This window comes from Acidovorax carolinensis, from assembly GCF_002157145.1.
In the GTDB taxonomy this organism is placed as follows: Bacteria; Pseudomonadota; Gammaproteobacteria; order Burkholderiales; family Burkholderiaceae_C; genus Acidovorax; species Acidovorax carolinensis.
Genome location: NZ_CP021361.1, coordinates 1845698 through 1863397 on the forward strand (window position 1 = coordinate 1845698; position 17700 = coordinate 1863397).

Annotated in this window: 16 protein-coding genes and 3 pseudogenes; 10 read left to right on the plus strand and 9 right to left on the minus strand. The window is 66.8% G+C overall.

Annotated elements, in window-relative coordinates:
* Positions 1-27: 27 nt before the first annotated feature.
* The 9 genes and pseudogenes from CBP34_RS19405 (at position 28) to CBP34_RS08690 (ending at position 6078) form a co-directional block, all read left to right on the plus strand.
* Positions 28-204 carry a hypothetical protein gene (locus CBP34_RS19405; RefSeq protein WP_157896451.1) on the plus strand — a complete coding sequence of 59 codons (177 nt, stop codon included), beginning with the start codon at positions 28-30 and terminating at the stop codon, positions 202-204.
* A 55-nt stretch (positions 205-259) separates the two neighbouring features.
* Positions 260-1223: pseudogene (locus CBP34_RS08660) on the plus strand (sulfonate ABC transporter substrate-binding protein).
* A gap of 24 nt (positions 1224-1247) precedes the next feature.
* A complete protein-coding gene (locus tag CBP34_RS19650) occupies positions 1248-1388 on the plus strand; it encodes a hypothetical protein (protein WP_167372732.1) in 141 nt (46 codons plus the stop codon).
* 12 nt (positions 1389-1400) lie between these two features.
* Positions 1401-2563: pseudogene (gene ssuD, locus CBP34_RS08665) on the plus strand (FMNH2-dependent alkanesulfonate monooxygenase).
* 23 nt (positions 2564-2586) lie between these two features.
* Positions 2587-2961 carry a VOC family protein gene (locus CBP34_RS08670; RefSeq protein ID WP_094097793.1) on the plus strand — a complete coding sequence of 125 codons (375 nt, stop codon included), beginning with the start codon at positions 2587-2589 and terminating at the stop codon, positions 2959-2961.
* Entirely contained in the window at positions 2958-3824 is an 867-nt protein-coding gene (ssuC, locus tag CBP34_RS08675; RefSeq protein ID WP_094097794.1) for an aliphatic sulfonate ABC transporter permease SsuC, read from the plus strand. Before CBP34_RS08670 ends, ssuC begins: the two co-directional genes overlap by 4 nt.
* Before the next feature lie 110 nt (positions 3825-3934).
* Entirely contained in the window at positions 3935-4744 is an 810-nt protein-coding gene (locus tag CBP34_RS08680; RefSeq protein ID WP_094097795.1) for an ATP-binding cassette domain-containing protein, read from the plus strand.
* A gap of 60 nt (positions 4745-4804) precedes the next feature.
* The gene (locus CBP34_RS08685; RefSeq protein ID WP_094097796.1) at positions 4805-5020 is read left to right on the plus strand and encodes a TOBE domain-containing protein; all 216 of its coding nucleotides are present in this window, start codon (positions 4805-4807) and stop codon (positions 5018-5020) included.
* Between the two features lie 104 nt (positions 5021-5124).
* The gene (locus tag CBP34_RS08690) at positions 5125-6078 is read left to right on the plus strand and encodes a CysB family HTH-type transcriptional regulator (protein WP_094097797.1); all 954 of its coding nucleotides are present in this window, start codon (positions 5125-5127) and stop codon (positions 6076-6078) included.
* Between the two features lie 150 nt (positions 6079-6228).
* On the opposite strand, the gene CBP34_RS08695 is transcribed toward CBP34_RS08690, so the two are convergent.
* The 3 genes and pseudogenes from CBP34_RS08695 to CBP34_RS19990 all read right to left on the minus strand — a co-directional run.
* Positions 6229-8616 carry an ATP-dependent DNA helicase gene (locus CBP34_RS08695; protein ID WP_094097798.1) on the minus strand — a complete coding sequence of 796 codons (2388 nt, stop codon included), beginning with the start codon at positions 8614-8616 and terminating at the stop codon, positions 6229-6231.
* Positions 8613-9431, minus strand: coding sequence for a hypothetical protein (locus CBP34_RS08700; RefSeq protein ID WP_094099117.1), 819 nt, complete (start codon positions 9429-9431; stop codon positions 8613-8615). Before CBP34_RS08700 ends, CBP34_RS08695 begins: the two co-directional genes overlap by 4 nt.
* A 219-nt stretch (positions 9432-9650) precedes the next feature.
* Positions 9651-9801 (minus strand): annotated as a pseudogene (locus tag CBP34_RS19990) (rhodanese-like domain-containing protein); the annotation flags it as partial.
* A 174-nt stretch (positions 9802-9975) separates the two neighbouring features.
* On the opposite strand from CBP34_RS19990, the gene CBP34_RS08710 reads away from it, so the two are divergent.
* Positions 9976-11325, plus strand: coding sequence for an LLM class flavin-dependent oxidoreductase (locus CBP34_RS08710; RefSeq protein ID WP_086912268.1), 1350 nt, complete (start codon positions 9976-9978; stop codon positions 11323-11325).
* A gap of 46 nt (positions 11326-11371) precedes the next feature.
* Here the strand turns inward: CBP34_RS08710 and CBP34_RS08715 are convergent, their stop codons facing one another.
* The 6 genes from CBP34_RS08715 to CBP34_RS08740 all read right to left on the minus strand — a co-directional run bounded on the left by CBP34_RS08715 (position 11372) and on the right by CBP34_RS08740 (position 17559).
* Entirely contained in the window at positions 11372-12523 is a 1152-nt protein-coding gene (locus tag CBP34_RS08715) for an acyl-CoA dehydrogenase family protein (RefSeq protein WP_086912269.1), read from the minus strand.
* Between the two features lie 50 nt (positions 12524-12573).
* Positions 12574-13518, minus strand: a complete 945-nt coding sequence (locus CBP34_RS08720; protein ID WP_086912270.1) for a transporter substrate-binding domain-containing protein — start codon at positions 13516-13518, stop codon at positions 12574-12576.
* Entirely contained in the window at positions 13511-14350 is an 840-nt protein-coding gene (locus CBP34_RS08725) for an ABC transporter permease (RefSeq protein ID WP_157896452.1), read from the minus strand. The genes CBP34_RS08720 and CBP34_RS08725 overlap by 8 nt, the downstream gene beginning before the upstream one ends.
* Positions 14347-15216 (minus strand): ABC transporter ATP-binding protein, encoded by an 870-nt coding sequence (locus tag CBP34_RS08730; protein ID WP_086912271.1) that lies wholly within the window; start codon positions 15214-15216, stop codon positions 14347-14349. Before CBP34_RS08730 ends, CBP34_RS08725 begins: the two co-directional genes overlap by 4 nt.
* A gap of 4 nt (positions 15217-15220) precedes the next feature.
* Positions 15221-16249 carry an ABC transporter substrate-binding protein gene (locus CBP34_RS08735; RefSeq protein WP_094097799.1) on the minus strand — a complete coding sequence of 343 codons (1029 nt, stop codon included), beginning with the start codon at positions 16247-16249 and terminating at the stop codon, positions 15221-15223.
* Between the two features lie 236 nt (positions 16250-16485).
* Complete coding sequence (locus tag CBP34_RS08740) at positions 16486-17559, minus strand: AI-2E family transporter (RefSeq protein WP_094097800.1); 1074 nt, start codon at positions 17557-17559, stop codon at positions 16486-16488.
* Positions 17560-17700 lie beyond the last annotated feature (141 nt).

Genomic DNA, 17700 nt, shown 5'->3' on the forward strand with positions numbered 1-17700 from the left:
GCCTGCCCGCAAGAAAAGGTGCTCTGTATGTCCCGAACTCCATCCGTTTCATTTGCGCCAGTGCACGCACCGGCAAAACTCCTGGGATTGCGCGATGCCTTGCGCTGGCTGGGCATCGCCCTGCTGGTGGTGGCGTCGCTGGTGGTCATTGGCGCCTTCCTGCTGATGCCGGTGGTGCCCGCCGTGCCTGCCGCCGGGGCCTGACGAAAGCCCACGCCATTCTTCTTCGAATCCCGCCATTGCAGAAAGACACACCACCATGACAACGCATTTCTCTTCCAGCCGCCGCCAGGTTCTTCTTTCCAGCCTGGCCGCCGCAGCCTTGGGTGCCACCGGCGCCACGGCGTATGCCCAGGCGACTGGCCGCGTGTTGCGCGTGGGCCATCAAAAGGGCTGGCTTTCCATCCTCAAGGGCAGGGGCACGCTCGAAAAGCGCCTGGCCCCGCTGGGCGTGAAAGTCACCTGGACAGAGTTCAACGCCGGCCCGTGCAGCTCGAAGCGCTCAACGTAGGCTCCATCGACTTTGGTGACGTGGGCGAGGCGCCGCCCATCTTTGCCCAGGCCGCCGGTGCGCCGCTGGTCTATGCGGGCGCCACGGTGCCGCGCCCCGCGCTGGAGGCCGTGATCGTGCCCAAGGATTCGCCCATCCGCAGCGTGGCCGACCTCAAGGGCAAGCGCGTGGCCTACAACAAGGGCTCGAATGTGCAGTACCTGCTGGTCAAGCTGCTGCAGAAAAACGGCCTGAAGTACAGCGACGTGCAATCCGTTTTCCTGGCCCCGCCGATGCGCGTGCCGCCTTTGAACGGGGCGCGGTGGACGCCTGGATCATCTGGGACCCGTTCCTGGCCGCCGCGCAAAAAACGCTGGACGCGCGCCTGCTGGCTGATGCCACGGGCGTCGTCAACAACCGCCAGTACTACTTCACCTCGCGCGATTTCGCGACCAGGAACACCGATGTGCTGCGCATTGCCATCGAGGAGGTGAATGCCATTGACACCTGGATTTCCAGGAACAAGGCGGCTGCAGCCGCCGAGCTGTCTGCGGTGCTGGGCCTGGACAAGGGCATCACCGAGCTGTACCTGAGCCGCGCCCGCTACGGCACGGCGCCCGTCACCCGCGACATCCTGGCCGAGCAGCAGGCCATTGCCGACACCTTCTTCGACCTCAAGCTCATTCCCAAGAAGCTCAACCTGCTGCACGCCGCGCCGGTCGATCTGCTGTAACCCCCACTGCCCAAGGAGCCCGCCATGCCAGCGCCCATGCCCTTTGCATTGCACGCACAACTGCAGCGTGTTCTGTGTGTGACGGCCGTTGCCTGGGGGCTGAGCGTGCAGCAGCGCCGCCTGGTGCGTCGTGCTCCCCAGTTCGGCTTTGCCATCTCGTACTGAAAGACCTGTTCCATGCAAATTTTCTGGTTCATTCCCACCCACGGCGACAGCCGGTATCTCGGCACCGCCAAGGGCGCGCGCCAGCTCAGCCACGATTACCTCAAGCAGGTGGCGGTGGCTGCCGACAGCCTGGGCTACGAAGGCGTGCTCATCCCCACCGGCCGTTCTTGCGAAGACCCCTGGGTGATCGCATCGAGCCTGATTGCGGTCACGAAGAACCTCAAGTTCCTGGTGGCGGTGCGCCCCGGTCTGCACCAGCCCGCATTGGCGGCGCGCATGGCGGCCAGTTTTGACCGTCTGTCGGGTGGCCGGCTGCTGATCAATCTGGTGACCGGTGGCGACCAGGCGGAGCTGGAGGGCGATGGCGTGTTTCTGGACCATGCCACGCGCTACGAGCAGTCGGCCGAGTTCATCCGCATCTGGCGCGAAATCCTGGCGCGCAGCCACCAGGGTGAATCGCTGGACTACGAAGGCAAGCACCTGTCGGTCAAGGGCGCCAAGCTGCTGTTCCCACCGCTGCAGCATCCGCACCCTCCCGTGTATTTTGGTGGTTCGTCCAATGCGGCCCACGACCTGGCGGCCGAGCAGGTGGAAACCTACCTGACCTGGGGCGAGCCCCCGCCGAAGTGGCCAAGAAGGTGGCCGATGTGCGCGCCCGTGCGGCAAAACACGGCCGCACCGTGAAGTTCGGCATTCGCCTGCACGTCATCGTGCGCGAGACCGACGCGCAGGCCTGGCAGGCGGCCGAAGAGCTCATTAGCCATGTGGACGACGCCACGGTGGCGCACGCCCAGGCCGTGTTTTCGCGCATGGACTCGGAGGGCCAGCGCCGCATGGCTGCGTTGCACGCAGGTGGTGTCAAGCGCAGCCGCAAGGATCTGGAGATCAGCCCCAACCTGTGGGCCGGCGTGGGCCTGGTGCGTGGCGGTGCGGGCACGGCGCTGGTGGGCGACCCGCAGACGGTGGCCGCGCGCATCGAGGAATACGCCGCGCTGGGCCTGGACACCTTTGTGCTGTCGGGCTACCCGCATCTGGAAGAGGCTTATCGCTTTGCCGAGCTCGTGTTCCCGCTGCTGCCGCTCAAGCTGCGCGACAAGCTCACGGGCGGCAATCCGCTGGGCCCCTTTGGCGAGACCGTGGCCAACGACTTTGTGCCGCGCGCATCGCAAAGCTGAAGCAGCACCACAGGAGCCACGCCATGAGCATCCAGTCCATCAACCATGTCCAACTGGCCTTTCCGGCCGGTGCCGAGGCGCCGATCCGGCGCTTTTATGCCAGCCTGCTGGGATTGAGCGAGGTGCGGCTGCATGCGGGCAACACGCTGCGCTTTGCGGCGGGCACCCAGCGCATCGACCTGGTGCCCATTGAGCAGTGGCAGCCCGCGCCCGCGGTGTCGCACCTTGCCTTTGAGGTGCAGGACCTGCCCGCGCTGCGCAACCGCCTGCTGCAGGCCGAGCTGGCGCTGGTGGAAAACCGCGCGCTGCCCGGCTACCTGCGCTTTTACGTCAAGGACCCGGCGGGCAACCAGCTGGAGTTCCTGGAGCCCGATTACGAACAGGAAATATCGCCATGACACAGACCACCCGAGAGCTGCAGATATCACCTGTGGCGGACCCCGTTGAGCTGCCTATCGATGGGCCTTTGCTCCCGGCGCCGCTGGTCCGCTTTATCGCCAATGTCGCGCAGCGCCTCCTGCCCTGGGCCGTGCCCGTGGGGCTCATCGTGCTGTGGCAAATCGCATCGTCGTTGGGCTGGCTTTCCACGCGGGTGCTGCCCGCGCCGGTGGACGTTGTGAAGGCGGCCTGGACACTGACCGCGTCGGGCGAGCTGTGGACGCACGTCCAGGTCAGCGCAGGCCGCGCGCTGGCCGGGCTGGCCATCGGCGGCGGGCTGGGGCTGCTGCTGGGCTTGCTCACCGGCTCGGTCAAGCTGTTCGAGACGCTGCTGGATTCGACCATCCAGATGGTGCGCAACATCCCCGCGCTGGCGCTCATCCCGCTGGTGATCCTGTGGTTCGGCATCGATGAGTCGGCCAAGCTGTTCCTCATCAGCGTGTCGGTGTTCTTCCCGATCTACCTCAACACCTTCCACGGCATCCGCAATGTGGACCCCGGCCTGATCGAGATGGGGCGCACCTACGGCCTGGGCCGCTGGCAGCTCTACCAGCAGATCATCCTGCCCGGCGCGCTCTCCAGCATCCTCGTGGGGCTGCGCTTCTCGCTGGGCCTGATGTGGGTGATCCTGATCGTGGCCGAGACCATCTCTGCGCAGGCCGGCATCGGCTATCTCACGATGAATGCGCGCGAGTTTTTGCAGACCGACATCGTGCTCGTGGGCATCCTGTTGTATGCCCTGCTGGGCAAGCTGGCCGATCTGTTTGCCAAGGGGCTCGAGCGCTATTGGTTGCGCTGGCATCCAGGGTATGGAGCCCCCTGAGCCGCTGCGCGGAGTCCCGCGCATGGGGCAGCGCCCATTGCAATCATTGAGCCTGATAACTCCTATTTTTATAGCTGCTAGCGTTTTATTTATAAGCGCAGGAGGCCATTTTGACCATTCATTCATCTCTGCAGCCCCAAGGCGTGCGCCTGGAAGTGCGCAACGTGGACAAGCGCTATGGCGCCCGCGACGTGCTCAAGAAGGCCGAGCTCACCATCGAACCCGGCCAGTTCGTGGCCATCGTGGGCCGCAGCGGCTGCGGCAAGAGCACGCTGCTGCGCCTGGTGGCGGGGCTTGAATCCGTCTCAGGCGGTGCAATTCGCCTGGACGGCAAAGACATCGCGGGCCTCAGCGAGGACACCCGCATCATGTTCCAGGACTCGCGCCTGCTGCCCTGGAAGCGCGTGGCCGACAACGTGGCCCTGGGGCTGCCGCCCGAGCGGCGCAGCGCGGCCGCTGACGTGCTGGCCCGCGTGGGCCTGGGCGACCGCCTGGGCGAATGGCCGGCGCGCCTGTCGGGCGGCCAGCGCCAGCGCGTGGCCCTGGCCCGTGCGCTGGTGCACAACCCGCGCCTGCTGCTGCTCGATGAACCCCTGGGTGCGCTCGACGCGCTCACCCGCATAGAGATGCACCGCCTCATCGAAGGCCTGTGGCAGGCCAGCGGCTTCACCGCGCTGCTGGTCACCCACGACGTGCAGGAAGCCGTGGCCCTGGCCGACCGCGTGATCCTGATCGAGGACGGCCAGATCGCGCTGGACCAGCGCATCGACCTGCCCCGGCCCCGCTCGCATGGCGACGCGGCGTTTGCCGCCATCGAAAAACGCATTCTCGACCGCGTGCTGCAAAAGCCCGAGGGTGAGCCGGCGCACGAATCGGCATGGCCCGGCGTGCCCGCGCACGGCTTGCGCTGGGCAGTCTGATTTTTCTTTTATTGCTTTCACTGACTGAATTTTTTCAACGGACTTATCAAGGAGAACCCCATGTCCATTCAAGCCATCAACGTACGCAACCAGTTCATGGGCAAAGTGCGCGAGATCATTCGCGGCGATGTCGTCTCCGAAGTCGATGTCGAAACCCCGTGGGGCATCGTCACCTCGGTCATCACCACCCGCTCGGTGGACGATCTGGCCCTGGTGGTGGGCTCGGACGTGGTGGCGCTCGTCAAATCCACCGAGGTGTCGATCGCCAAGCTGTAACACGGTTTGAGTCAAAATGGCTGCTCGCGCTTGATAGGTAAGCGCTGGCAGCTATAAAAATAATAGTAAAGACCCTGCATTGCGGGGCCTCCTCATTGGGACCCATGAATTTTCAGCAACTGCGCTCCGTGCGCGAAACCGTGCGCCGCGGCTTCAACCTGACCGAGGTGGCGGCCATGCTCCACACCTCGCAGCCCGGCGTAAGCCGCCAGATCCGCGAGCTGGAGGAAGAGCTGGGCGTGGAGATCTTTGTGCGCGCCGGCAAGCGGCTCACGGGCCTCACGCCGCCCGGCGAAACCCTGCTGCCCATCGTCGAACGCCTGCTGCTGGAGTCGGACAACCTGCGCCGGGCCGGGCAGGATTTCAGCGCCAGCGCGCAGGGGCGCCTGTCGGTGGCGGCCACGCATTCGCAGGCGCGCTATGCATTGCCGCAGGTGGTGCGCGACTTTCGCACGCTGTTCCCGCAGGTTTCGCTGCACCTGCACCAGGGCTCGCCACGCCAGGTGGCCGAGATGCTGCTCAGCGGTGAGGCCGACATCGGCGTGGCCACCGAGGCGCTGGCAGGCTACGACGCGCTGGTCACGCTGCCTTGCTACCGCTGGACGCACAGCATCGTCGTGCCACCGGGCCATGCGCTGCTGCAGCAGAGCGAACCGGTCACGCTGGAGCAGCTGGCGCAATACCCCATCATCACTTACGAACTCGGCTACACGGGCCGCGCCCATATCGACGAGGCCTTTGCCCGCGAGGGGCTGGCCCCCGACATCGTGCTCACCGCCATGGATGCCGATGTCATCAAGACCTATGTGGAGCTGGACATGGGCGTGGGCATCGTCGCCTCGATTGCCGTGGACCCCGAGCGCGACCGGCATCTGCGCATGATCGATGCCGGCCATCTGTTCGAGGTCAACCTCACGCGGCTGGCCCTGCGCAAAGGGGCATGGCTGCGCGGCTATGCCTATCACTTCATCGAGAGTTTCGTGCCCACGCTCACGCGCGAGGCGGTGGAGAAGGCCGTGCAGCAAAGCCTGAGCAAGGCGGGACATACCGAAACCTGATTTCCTTGGTCGCCAGCGCGGCGTGCTGCGCACCGGGCACGCGGCCTACACCCTGAGCGCCAACGAGGGTTTGCGGGCGCCAGAGAACCGGTTAGAGAACTTCTGAGTCGAAATGGCTGCTGGCGATTTGCAGAAAAGCGCCAGCAGCTATCAAATTGATATTTTCGAGGCGGGGCGCGGCAGGGGTAATGGCGCGTGCCCGTCCAGGTCCTGGCGCGGGACCGGCGTGCCCGCCCGTGGGTGGAGCCCCCACCAGTGCGGCAGCAGCGCCCGCACCTGCGCGTGCCCGAACCGGTCGTCCATCAGGTGCACCACGCCTTCGTCGCTGGGCGTGCGTATCACGCGCCCCGCCGCCTGCACCACCTTTTGCAGGCCGGGATACAGGTAGGTGTAGTCATAGCCCGCGCCAAACAGGGCGTGCATGCGCTCGCGAATCTGTTCGTTGACCGGGTTGATCTGCGGCAGCCCCAGCGTGGCCAGAAAGGCGCCGACGAGCCGCTTTCCGGGCAGGTCGATGCCCTCGGCAAATGCGCCGCCCAGCACGGCAAACGCAATGCCCTGGCTGGTGGGGGTGAAGCGGTCCAGAAACGCGCGCTGCTCGGCCTCCAGCATGCGGCGTGTCTGGCACCAGTGGGGCACCTCGGGGTGACGCTGCGCAAACAGCGCCGCCACCTGCTGCAGGTAGTCGTAGCTGCTGAAAAATGCCAGGTAGTTGCCGGGGCGCGCCTGGAACTGCCGGGCCATCAGCGCCACGATGGGATGCAGCGATGCGGCGCGGTGCGGGAAGCGCGTGGAGATGTGGCGTGCCACCTGCACCTGCAGCTGCGCGGCGTGAAAGGGCGATTCGACGTCAACCCACCAATGGTCTGCCGGCAGCCCCAGCAGGTCTGCGTAGTAGCGCGCGGGCTGCAACGTGGCCGAGAACAGCGTGCTGGTGTGCGCGGCCGCCAGCCGCGGCTGCAGAAACGGCGCGGGCACCACGTTGCGGATGCACAGGGTGGAATCGCCCGGCGTGGTGGCTTTGCCGTTGTAGGAATGGGTGGGTTGGGTGATGTCCACCATCGAATGCGCGCCCAGCAGCTCGGCCATGTGCACCAGGTGCAGGGCGTCGAAGTAGAACGCCTGCAGCGCCGCGTCGGGCTCGGTGGGGTGGTCGGTGAAGTGCTCGGTCAGCGTGCTGCCGCATTGCTGCAGCGCGGCCAGCAGCTTGTCGGGGAAGGTGTCGTGGACCGCGTAGGCGCTGGCCTGCGCCTTGTCGAGTGCCACCCAGCAGCGGCGCACCTTGTCCAGCGCCTTCTTCACCGGGGCATGGCGCGCAGCGGTGGCGCTGCGGCGGGCCTCGGCCAGGGCAGCCGGGCGCAGCTCGGCTGTGTACATCTTGCGGCCGCGCTCGACCAGGTTGTGCGCCTCGTCCACCAGCAATGCGGTGCGCCACTGGTTGGCCTGGGTCAGGCCGTGCAGCAGGCCGCCCAGGTCGAAGTAATAGTTGTAGTCGCCCACCACCACATCGGCCCAGCGCGCGATTTCCTGGCTCAGGTAGTAGGGGCACACCTGGTGCTGCAGCGCCACCTTGCGCACCTGGGCCTGGTGCAGCGCCGCGGTGCCACCGGCTTCTCCATTCGCCACGGCGGCAGCGCGTGCGGCCGGCAACCGGTCGTAAAAGCCCTGGGCCAGCGGGCACGATTCGCCATGGCAGGCGTTGCCCGGGTGCTCACAGGCCTTGTCGCGCGCCACCAGCTCCAGCACCCGCAGCGGCAGGGCGGGGGCGCGGTCGGAAAGGCGCGAGAGGGCGTCGAGCGCCGTCTGCCGCCCCGAGGTCTTGGCCGCCAGAAAAAACACCTTGTCGATCTGCTGCGCAGGCACTGCCTTGAGCAGCGGAAACAGCGTGCCCATGGTCTTGCCAATGCCCGTGGGCGCCTGTGCCAGCAGGCAGCAGCCGGCAGTGGCGGCCTTGTACACGGCTTCGGCCAGTGGGCGCTGGCCGGTGCGAAAGCCGCCGAACGGAAAGGTCAGCGCCGTGAGCGCCGCGTCGCGCGCCGTGCGGTGGGCCATCTGTTGTGCGGCCCAGGCGATAAAGCGCTGGCACTGCGCCTCAAAGTGCTGGCGCAGGTCGTCGGCGGCGCAGCGCTGAGTGAACACGGTCTCCTGCTGGGTGCCCACGTCCAGGTAAACCAGCGCCACGTCGATGTGCGCCAGCTGTTCTTGCTGGCACAGCAGCCAGCCATACACCTTGGCCTGCGCCCAGTGCAGCGCGCGGTGCGATGCCGGCTGGCGGTCTAGCCGGCCCTTGAAGGTCTTGACCTCGTCGATGCGCTGGCGCTCGGGGTCGTAGCCATCGGCCCGGCCGCGCACCTGCAGCGTCTGGTAGCTGCCGCTCAGCGCCACCTCGGCCCGGTAGCCCGCGCCCCGGCGCGCTGCGGCCACGGCGTGGCCCGCCATGCCCTCCAGTGCGGTGGGGGCGGGCGTGAAGCGCAGGTCCAGGTCGCCCTGCTTGGCCGTGAACTCGCACAGCTCGCGCACCGCCACGGTGTAGGTCATGGGGTGTCGGCGCCGGGTGGGCCGCTGTCGTCCGGCGGCAGTTCGCCAGCGGCGGGCCCGCCCAGGTGGGCCTGGGCCCGATCGCGCTCGCTGCGCAGCGGTGTGGCCTTGCACAGGGCCATCCACACGGCAAAGGGCAGGGTGCAACGGGCATGGCGCGCGGGCCGCAGCATCTCGAAATGGCCATCGTCAAGCCCGCCGTGCAGCACCCAGATGCCGAAGTGCTCGGGTATCTCGTGCGCCTCGGCCACGCCGGCCGGGAACACGTAATAGCACTCCTCGCACAGCCACTGGTAGGCCTGGCGCTTTGCGCCGTGGCGCAGGTCCGACAGCAGGTCCGCCCGGCTGTACTTGATCTCGTGCACCATGGGCTGCAGGTAGGCGGGCACCGAGGTATTGCGCACTGAAAAAAGGTCGGGCCGCGCCATGCGCCACACGTTGGCGGCGGTGCGCGAGGCGGGGGTTTCGTCGTCGCTCCACAACGGGGGCATGTCAGGCGCTGCGCCGGGGGGCGCCGCGGTTGTCGTGGCAGGAGACGGGCCTCCTTCAATCACTGCGCGCAGCGACAGCTCGGTCCACACAATGCGCCCGGCCGTCAGCAGCTGTGCTGCAAACTTCTGCGCCAGGCGGTCGTGGGCACTCAGCGCCCGCACGCTGCGCTGGCGTGCCAGGGCCAGCGTGCGGATGCCTTCATCGGTGAGCTTGAGCGTCTCAAACCCCTCGGGCGTCTGGTACGGCGCAATCAGCCCGGCGGCCAGCAGATCGATCTCCAGCCCGTCCTTGCACGGCCAGCCGGCCGAGCGCCAGATCTGCATGAGGCGCGTGCGGTGAAAGCGGGTGAGGGCGATGGGAAGGGGGGTGGGGAGTTGTGCCGTCATGGGGCCGCCTCGGCAAGGCACTGATTTTAATCACAGTGTCTTGTCAAGGGGCGGTGTTCGCCTCGGTCGCAAGGATGCTTCTGCACAGCAGAAAATCAAATGAAATTGACGCTAGCGCATATGGATAAAGCGCGGGCAGCTATCAAAATAAATGCTTCAGATCACCCGGAACCCGTAAGTGCCATCGCGCGCCCAGCCGCTCCACCAGCCCGAACGCCCAGTCCAGGGAGGCCTGCATGGCCTCGCGCGGGTTTTCGATGCCTTCGTAGGAGCGGCGGTAGCGGTCGATGCGTGGGGATGCCAGGCGGCCCGGTGGGGGGGGAGGAATTGTGAATGCAGTGGCGTCCAGTCTGCGCCGTGCGCATATGGTTCCTCGAAATTCTGCGTTCACAGCGCGCGGGGGCTGGGTAACGTGGCAACAGCCGGCCCCCTTTGCAGCGGGCCGGGCTGCCTCAAGACCCTCTTCGCTCAAGGAACCCCGATGACCCAACGCAAGCTGCGCCTCGGCGCTTTCATCATGGCCACCGGCCACCACATCGCTGCGTGGCGCCACCCCGGTGCGCAGGCCGACGCCGGTATCAACATCGACCACTACATCGCGCTGGCCAAGACGGCCGAGCGGGGTCTGTTTGACCAGGTGTTCGTGGCCGACAGCCCCGGCATCAAGCACACGGGCGACGAGGAATCGTTCAGTCGCCAGGGGCGCATGTCGCATTTCGAGCCCGTCACGCTGTGGGCCGCGCTGTCGGCCGTGACGCGGCACATCGGCTTTGTCGCAACGGCCTCGACCACCTACGAAGACCCGTTTCTGCTGGCGCGCAAGTTCGCCTCGCTCGACCACATCAGCAAGGGCCGCGCCGCCTGGAACGTGGTGACCACCAGCGCCGATTCGGTGCACGGCAACTTCGGCCTGGCGGCCCACCCCGACCCCGCCGTGCGCTATGAGCGCGCCCATGAGTTCGTGGACGTGGTCAAGGGCCTGTGGGACAGCTTTGACGACGATGCCTTTGTGCGCGACCGCGCCTCGGGCGTGTATTTCGACCCGCAGAAACTGCACAAGCTCAACCACGTGGGCAAGCATCTCAAGGTGGAGGGGCCGCTGAACATCGAGCGCCCGCCGCAGGGCTACCCGGTGATCGTGCAGGCCGGCTCGTCGGAAGACGGCAAGGAGCTGGCCGCCGCCACGGCCGAGGCCATCTTCACGGCCTGGACCAGCCTGGCCGAAGCGCAGGCTTTCTACAGCGATGTGAAAGGGCGCATGGCCAAGTACGGCCGCCGGCCCGAAGAACTGCTGGTGCTGCCCGGCATCTCGCCGGTGATCGGCCGCACGCAGGAAGAGGCCGAGGCCAAGTGGGCGGAGCTGCAGGCGCTGATTCACCCCTCGGTGGGCCTGGCAACGCTGGCACCATTCTGGCCACTCGACGAGCTGCAGCGCTGGGACCTGGATGCCCCGCCGCCGTATTACCCCGAGCCACCCAAGGGCGTGAACAGCCGCGCACATGTGGTGATCGAGCTGGCGCGGCGCGAGGGCTACACCCTGCGCCAGCTTTATGAATACCTGGCGGGTGCGCGCGGCCACTGGGTGGTGATTGGCACGCCAGAGACCATTGCCGACCGCATGCAGGAGTGGTTTGAAAATGGCGCAGCCGATGGCTTCAATGTGATGCCCCCCGTGCTGCCGCAGTCACTGGACGAGTTCGTGGACCTGGTCATTCCCGAGCTGCAGCGCCGTGGCCTGTTTCGCACCGCCTACGAAGGCAGCACGCTGCGCGAAAATCTTGGGCTGGCCCGGCCCGAGAGTCGCTATACCCATGCGGTGAAGGCGGCCTGAGGACCCGGCGGGCTGGCCCCCGTGCTGTGGGCTGGCCCGCCATTATTCAGCTGTAGTTCGCAGGCTGCGGAAGCTCGCCATTGAGGGCCCAGCGGCCCAAGGTCTGGAGCTTGTAGTCCAGCGGATCGTGCAGGGTGTGCGTGCGCACGTTGCGCCAGAAGCGGTCATACCCCAGGCTGGCGCGGGTGCCCCGCGAGCCCACCACTTCAAACAGTTCCTGGCTGGCAAACAGGCCCGCGCGGTGCGCAATGACCTTGGCTTCGGCCACGGCCAGGGCCACTTCGCCGCGCTGCGCTGCGGTCAGCGACTGGCCGCGCTCCCAGGCGGCCTGCACCGCCTGCGATGCGCGCTCGGCCAGGGCGGTGGCGGCGGCAATCTGGGCTTGCATGTCGCCCATGCGGTTGAGCAGGTAGGGGTCTTCGGTGGCGCGATCCACTGCGGCGGCAATCCAGGGGCGGCCTTCGGCATGGGCGTACTGGCGGGCCTCCTGCTGCGCGCCCTGGGCAATGCCCAGGTACAGGTTTACCAGCACCAGCTGCGCCAGGCAGTTGCGCAGGGTGTGGAACACGGTGGGGGGCGTGTGGTGGTCGCGCATCACATCAGCGCCCGCCAGCAGCACCCGGTCAAAGCGCACCGAGCCGCTGTCGGTCTGCCGCTGGCCGATGGGGTCCCAGTCTTCCTGCACCGAAATGCCTGGCGTCTGCGTGGCGAGGATGCCCAGCACGGGCTGGTCGCCATCGGGGTGGCGGGCCGACACCGTCATGTAGCTCGATCCGCGCGTGCCGGAGCAAAAGCCCTTGGTGCCATCAAGCACAAAGCTCGGCCCCTCGCCCTCGGCCAGCAGCCGGGTGTCGCGCGGGTTCAGGGCATTGCCCCACCAGCCTTGCTCATCGGCCGTGCGGCGCAGCCAGCGGCGCTGCTGCTCGGCATTGCCGTAGATGAGCACGGTGGCCACCTGCAGCTGGTGAAAGGCCAGCAGGTGGGCCAGGGAACTGTCCACTGCGGCCAGCTGGCGCACCAGGCGATAGATGTCTGGCCAGGGCAGCGCGAGGCCACCGTGTTCTTGGGGAATGGCCAGGCGCAGCAGGCCGGCTTCGCGGATCTGCGCCTTTTCGAAGGTGGCGTGGCCGCCCTGGCGGTCGCGTTCAACGGCGGTTTGGCGCAGGGTGTGCAGGAGGTCGGTAAGGTCAAAAGGCATGGTCGAAAAGAAAAGACGGGGGCGGGGAGAAAAAGTGGGGCCAAGGCCCCTCAGTGGCAGATGGCGCCGTCCTGCAGCAGGGCCACTTCGAGCATGACTTCGCTGGTGCGTTGCAGCCGGGCCTGCGCTTGCAGCCCCTGGGCACGCCACTGGTCCAGCAGGGCATCAAGGTGACGGGCCGAATCGGGGTCGGCTTGAGCCAGCAGCACCCGGGCTGAAGGCGCGGGCGCGATGGCATCGTCGAACACGCGGTAAAAGCGCCACTCGGTCTGCGCTAGTAGCCGTTGCAGCAGGCCTTCGTCTTCGGCCAGCGCCGCACATTCGCCGGCCATGAAGGCGCTGACGGCATGCACGGCAGAGCGGAAATGCACCGGGCGTGCGCCCAGTCGCTCGCGCAGGGGCTGGGCGTAGGGGCTGCCCAGGGCAACGCATACGTTCTGACCGGCCAACTGGGCCGGGCGCTCCAGCGGGCTCTTGCGCAGCACGACGATGCGGCCCGGCCCCTTCACATAGGGCACCGTGCCGCGCAAGGTGGCCGGCGCGGCTGCCTGGCCATTCGGGCTGCCCGCCAGCACCAGATCCACCTGCCCTGCCGCCGTGGCCGCTGCCACCTGTTGGGGGGCCAGGCCCACCAGTTGCACCGCCACGCCCAGCTGCTGCGCAATGTGCCGGGCCAGGCCCGCGTCGTAGTTGTCGGGCTCAGCGGGCTGCGGATCGCCGGGCGGGGACGGGCGTGGATATTCGCGCACGCCTACGCGCAGCACACCGCGCTCGCGCGCCTGCAGCAGCAAGGGGCCGGGTGCGGGCAGCGTGAAGGCGGTTGGCGCCAAGGCATGCAGCCACCGGTGTGCGGCCGCTGGTGGGCTGGACAGGCCCACCCATCCGGCCACACCCAATGCGATCAGCGCTGCCAGCCACCCGTGCGCTTGCGCCCGGCGCCACGGTGTGCGCGGCCGCGTGGCTTTGTCTGGCGGCAATGCACCGGCCTCAGCCATGGAACTCCAGCCCTTTGCGCCAGCCGGTGAGCCTGGCTTCGATCAGGGCCAGCGCATAGTTCAGGCCCAGCCCAAGCAAGGCCAGCAGCAGGATGCCCGCGTACATGGTGGGGATCTGGAAGATTTCCTGCGCGTTCAGGGTGAGAAAGCCCAGCCCGGCATGGGCGCCAATCATTTCTGCCGCGACCAGCGCCGTGATCGAGTAGGCACCCGCGAGCCGGATGCCCGTGAAGATCGAGGGCGAGGCCGCCGGCAGCACCACCCTGAAAAAGATGTAGCTGCGCGAAGCCCCCATCGACAGCGCCGAATGCACCAGCAGCTTGTCCACCTGCTTGACGCCACCGATGGTGTTAAGCAGCACCGGCCAGAATGCGGCCCAGAAGATGATGGCCACCTTGGACGACTCGCCAATGCCCAGGAACAGCAGGAACACCGGAAACAGCGCAAACGCCGACACCTGGCGAAACAGTTGCAGCAGCGGATCCACAAAGGCTTCAAATCGCTGGATGGCGCCCATCAGCAGCCCCAGGCCCACGCCGCTGGTGATGGCCAGCAGCAGGCCGACCAGCGAGCGTTGCAGGCTGGCGGTGACATGTTTCCAGAGCTGGCCGTTGTCCACCAGGGTGGCGATGGCGCGCACCACGTCGGAGGGCGGGCTCAGAAACGCCGGGTTCACCCAGCCCGCGCGGGGCAGTAGCTCCCACACGGCGAGAAACAGCACGATGCAGGCGCTGCGTTCCAGGCCGCGCCGCAGGGTGTGCAGCAGGCCGGTGTGCGGGGCAGGGCGTTGTGCCGGGGCCGGCCCGGCGGTCGAAATGGCAGAAGTGTTCATACGGCAAATCCGGTGAGGGCCAGGCGAAAGTCCGGCGCGGTGGGCACCAGCGGGGCCAGGGGCTCTTGCCGGTGGTTGCTGGCAAAGGCCACCTCGTCGCGCAGGATTTCCCAGGCTTGCTGGCGCAACTGCACAAATGCGGTGGAGTTGCGGATTTCCGGGGCGCGCGGGCGCGGCAGCGGCACGTCGAGGATGGCCTTGATGCGGCCGGGCCGGTGCGTCATCACGGCGATGCGGTCCGACAGGTAGATCGCCTCGTCGAGACTGTGCGTGATGAAGACGATGGTTTTCTTGTGCAGCTCCCAGATGCGCAGCAGCTCGGACTGCAGGATTTCGCGGGTCTGCGCATCGAGCGCGGCAAAGGGCTCGTCCATCAGCAGCAGGTCGGGGTTGTAGGCCAGCGAGCGCGCAATGGCCACGCGCTGGCGCATGCCGCCCGACAGCTCGTGCGGGTAGCGGTGGCCGAAGCCTTCCAGCCCCACCAGTTCCAGAAACTCCTGCGCGGTGCGCCGGCGCTCGGCCTTGGGCAGCTTGCGGATCTCCAGCCCCACCTCGATGTTGCGCAGCACCGTGCGCCACGGAAACAGCGCGTAGCCCTGGAACACCACGCCCTGGTGCTGGTTGATGCCCTCGGCGGGGCGGCCGTCGATGGTGATGCTGCCGCCGGTCTTGCGCGACAGGCCAGCCAGCATGCTGAGAAAGGTGGATTTCCCGCAGCCCGAAGGCCCGAGGATGGTGAAGAACTCGCCGGGGCGCACGTCCAGGTCGAAGTTCTTCAGCGCGGAAATGGTCTTTTTCTGGCCGAGCTCGTCGCGGACCTGAAAGTCCATCTGCACGCCGCGCGCCACGATCTTGGCATCACTCATGGGGTCAGCCCTTGGCGTGCGGGTTGAATTCGTTGGTGTACACGTCGGCCACCTTGACCTTGCCGGGGGCCAGCTTGCCCTCGGCCTGCAGGATGTCGATGTAGTACTGGATCGGCGGCTCGGTGATGAGCTGGTTGTCCACATAGGCGTAGCGCTCCACATGCTTGAGGTCCATTCCGATGCGCTCGGCCGTGTATTTGCGGGCCTCCTCGGGGTTGGCGTTGACCCAGTTGCCTGCCTTGGCCAGGGCGGCCACCACGTCGCGCACGGCCTGCGGGTTTTCGCGCGCAAATTGGCCGTTCACGCTGTAGGGCGACATGCCGCCGAGGCCTCCGTCCAGGTCGAAATCGCTCCACAGGCGCAGCAGGTCGGTGTTGGCTTCGGCGCCGCCCGAGTGCGGCGGGTGGATGATGGCCAGGTCCACATTGCCGGTGGCCACGGCCTGCTCGTTCTGGTTGTCGGGCACCACGATGAAGTTGATCTTGTTCACGTCCACGCCGTGCTCGCGCAGGTATTTCTTGGTGACGAACTCGGCGCAGGCGCCAAAGCTGTTGAAGCCGATGGTCTTGCCTTCGAGGTCCTTGGGCTGGCGGATGCCCGAGCTCTTTTTCACGAAGTACTTCATGTGGGGCGCTTCCTGCAGCGTTTTGCCGCCTGCGGCCACCACCTTCATGTCGGCGCCACTGGCAATGGCCGAGATCACCAGCGGCACCATGCGCGCGCCAAAGTGGATGTCGCCCGTGCCCACGAGCGGAATGATCTGCGGCGCGGCCACCTTGCCCACGTACTTGGGCCGGGTGCTGGTGCCCTCGAAATAGCCCAGGCGGTCGGCCAGGTAGATCAGGTCGAACGAGGGGTTGTCGGGATAGAGGAATTCGACGATCTTGCTGCTGCTGGCCGCCGCCGGTGCGGTGGCGCCAGCGGTGGATGCGGCCTGCTCATCGGGGCGCGAGCAGGCGGCGAGGCCCCAGCTGGCGGCGGTCAGGGCGGTGAGGGTTTTCAGCGCCGAGCGGCGGCTGGTGGCTAAGGTCATGGTGCGCAGTCCTTCGAAGGGGAAACAGGTCGAAGGCTGCAGCGTAGGTTTGGATGCGCACCAAGCCAACGAAGGTTTGCGCATATGGTTAGGCGGTGCATCGCGCATGAGCGGCCTGCAACCAATTTTTCAAGTAAAAATGGCCTGCAGCGCTTATGGGTAAAGCGGTAAAAGCTATCTAATTCATAGCTTTATTCAGCGCAATTTCTGGAGAAAACCGCAGTGCCCGGCCCGGTTCAGCGCTTCGGACCGGGCGGGATGGCCGGCGAATTGGGCGGAGCGAACAAGTCCCAGCTGGCAATGAACAATGCCGCAATGGCAGGGCCGATGACAAACCCGGTCAGCCCGAACAGCGCCATGCCGCCCAGTGTGGAGATCAGCACCACATAGTCGGGCATCTTGGTGTCCTTGCCCACGAGAATGGGGCGCAGCACGTTGTCCACAAGCCCGATCACGCCAACGCCATACAAGGTGAGTACCACGCCCTGCGCGACGGCGCCGGTGGCCAGAAAGTAGAGCGCCACCGGCCCCCAGACAAGACCTGCGCCCACGGCGGGCAGCAGCGACAGAAACGCCATGGCCACGCCCCACAGCACGGGCCCCTGAATGCCCAGAATCCAGAAAATCAGGCCGCCCAGCGCCCCTTGCGAGGCTGCCACCACGATGTTGCCCTTGACGGTGGCCCGGATGACGGTGGTGAACTTGTCGGCCAGCTGGCGCTTGTGCTCGTGGTCGAGCGGCATGGCGTGGCCGATGCGTTTGGCCAGCGCGGCGCCGTCGCGCAGCAGAAAGAACAGCAGGTACAGCATGACGCCGAAGCCCACCACGAACTCCAGCGTGTTCTGCCCGATGTTCAGCGCCTTGGTCGCAACAAACTGGCTGGCCTGCACCGCGAAGGACGACAGCTTTTCCTGCAGCTCGCCCAGGGTGGTGAGGTTGAACCGGTCCAGCAGGCCGGCGGCCCAGGCGGGCAGGGCGGCAATGATCTGCTGCAGATACTGGCCAAAATTCAGCTGGCCTGATTTGAGGCGGTCATAGATGCCGGTGGCTTCCTGGACCAGCGATGCAGCGATCAGGGTCATGGGCAAAATGACAACCACCAGGCACAGCCCCAGGGTGGCGAGGGCCGCCAGGTTGGGGCTGCCGGGCATGCGCCGCAGCAGCCGGCGGTGCAGTGGCGCAAACAGGATCGCCAGCACCACGCCCCAGAAAACCGCACCATGAAACTGCCACAGGATCGCGCCGAAGGCGAGCGTGACCAGTGTCAGGAGAATCAGGAACACGCGGTTCTCAAAGGAGGATGGTTGCATGGGCGTTGTCGGGCGGCAGATGGAATGCCCGCACTGTACGCGAGTGAATGACGGGCCCATGACAGAGGTGCCGCCAGGCGGGTATCCCCCGGGGCTGCCGGCTGGAGCACCCGGGCGTTCGGTGGCACAATACGCCCCGTA

Coding starts and splice junctions, on each gene's coding strand:
- CBP34_RS19405 (WP_157896451.1), top strand. CDS start 28: ATGTCCCGAACTCCATCCGTTTCATTTGCGCCAGTGCACGCACCGGCA.
- CBP34_RS19650 (WP_167372732.1), top strand. CDS start 1,248: ATGCCAGCGCCCATGCCCTTTGCATTGCACGCACAACTGCAGCGTGTT.
- CBP34_RS08670 (WP_094097793.1), top strand. CDS start 2,587: ATGAGCATCCAGTCCATCAACCATGTCCAACTGGCCTTTCCGGCCGGT.
- ssuC (WP_094097794.1), top strand. CDS start 2,958: ATGACACAGACCACCCGAGAGCTGCAGATATCACCTGTGGCGGACCCC.
- CBP34_RS08685 (WP_094097796.1), top strand. CDS start 4,805: ATGTCCATTCAAGCCATCAACGTACGCAACCAGTTCATGGGCAAAGTG.
- CBP34_RS08690 (WP_094097797.1), top strand. CDS start 5,125: ATGAATTTTCAGCAACTGCGCTCCGTGCGCGAAACCGTGCGCCGCGGC.
- CBP34_RS08695 (WP_094097798.1), bottom strand. CDS start 8,616: ATGACCTACACCGTGGCGGTGCGCGAGCTGTGCGAGTTCACGGCCAAG.
- CBP34_RS08700 (WP_094099117.1), bottom strand. CDS start 9,431: ATGCAGATCTGGCGCTCGGCCGGCTGGCCGTGCAAGGACGGGCTGGAG.
- CBP34_RS08710 (WP_086912268.1), top strand. CDS start 9,976: ATGACCCAACGCAAGCTGCGCCTCGGCGCTTTCATCATGGCCACCGGC.
- CBP34_RS08715 (WP_086912269.1), bottom strand. CDS start 12,523: ATGCCTTTTGACCTTACCGACCTCCTGCACACCCTGCGCCAAACCGCC.
- CBP34_RS08720 (WP_086912270.1), bottom strand. CDS start 13,518: ATGGCTGAGGCCGGTGCATTGCCGCCAGACAAAGCCACGCGGCCGCGC.
- CBP34_RS08725 (WP_157896452.1), bottom strand. CDS start 14,350: ATGAACACTTCTGCCATTTCGACCGCCGGGCCGGCCCCGGCACAACGC.
- CBP34_RS08730 (WP_086912271.1), bottom strand. CDS start 15,216: ATGAGTGATGCCAAGATCGTGGCGCGCGGCGTGCAGATGGACTTTCAG.
- CBP34_RS08735 (WP_094097799.1), bottom strand. CDS start 16,249: ATGACCTTAGCCACCAGCCGCCGCTCGGCGCTGAAAACCCTCACCGCC.
- CBP34_RS08740 (WP_094097800.1), bottom strand. CDS start 17,559: ATGCAACCATCCTCCTTTGAGAACCGCGTGTTCCTGATTCTCCTGACA.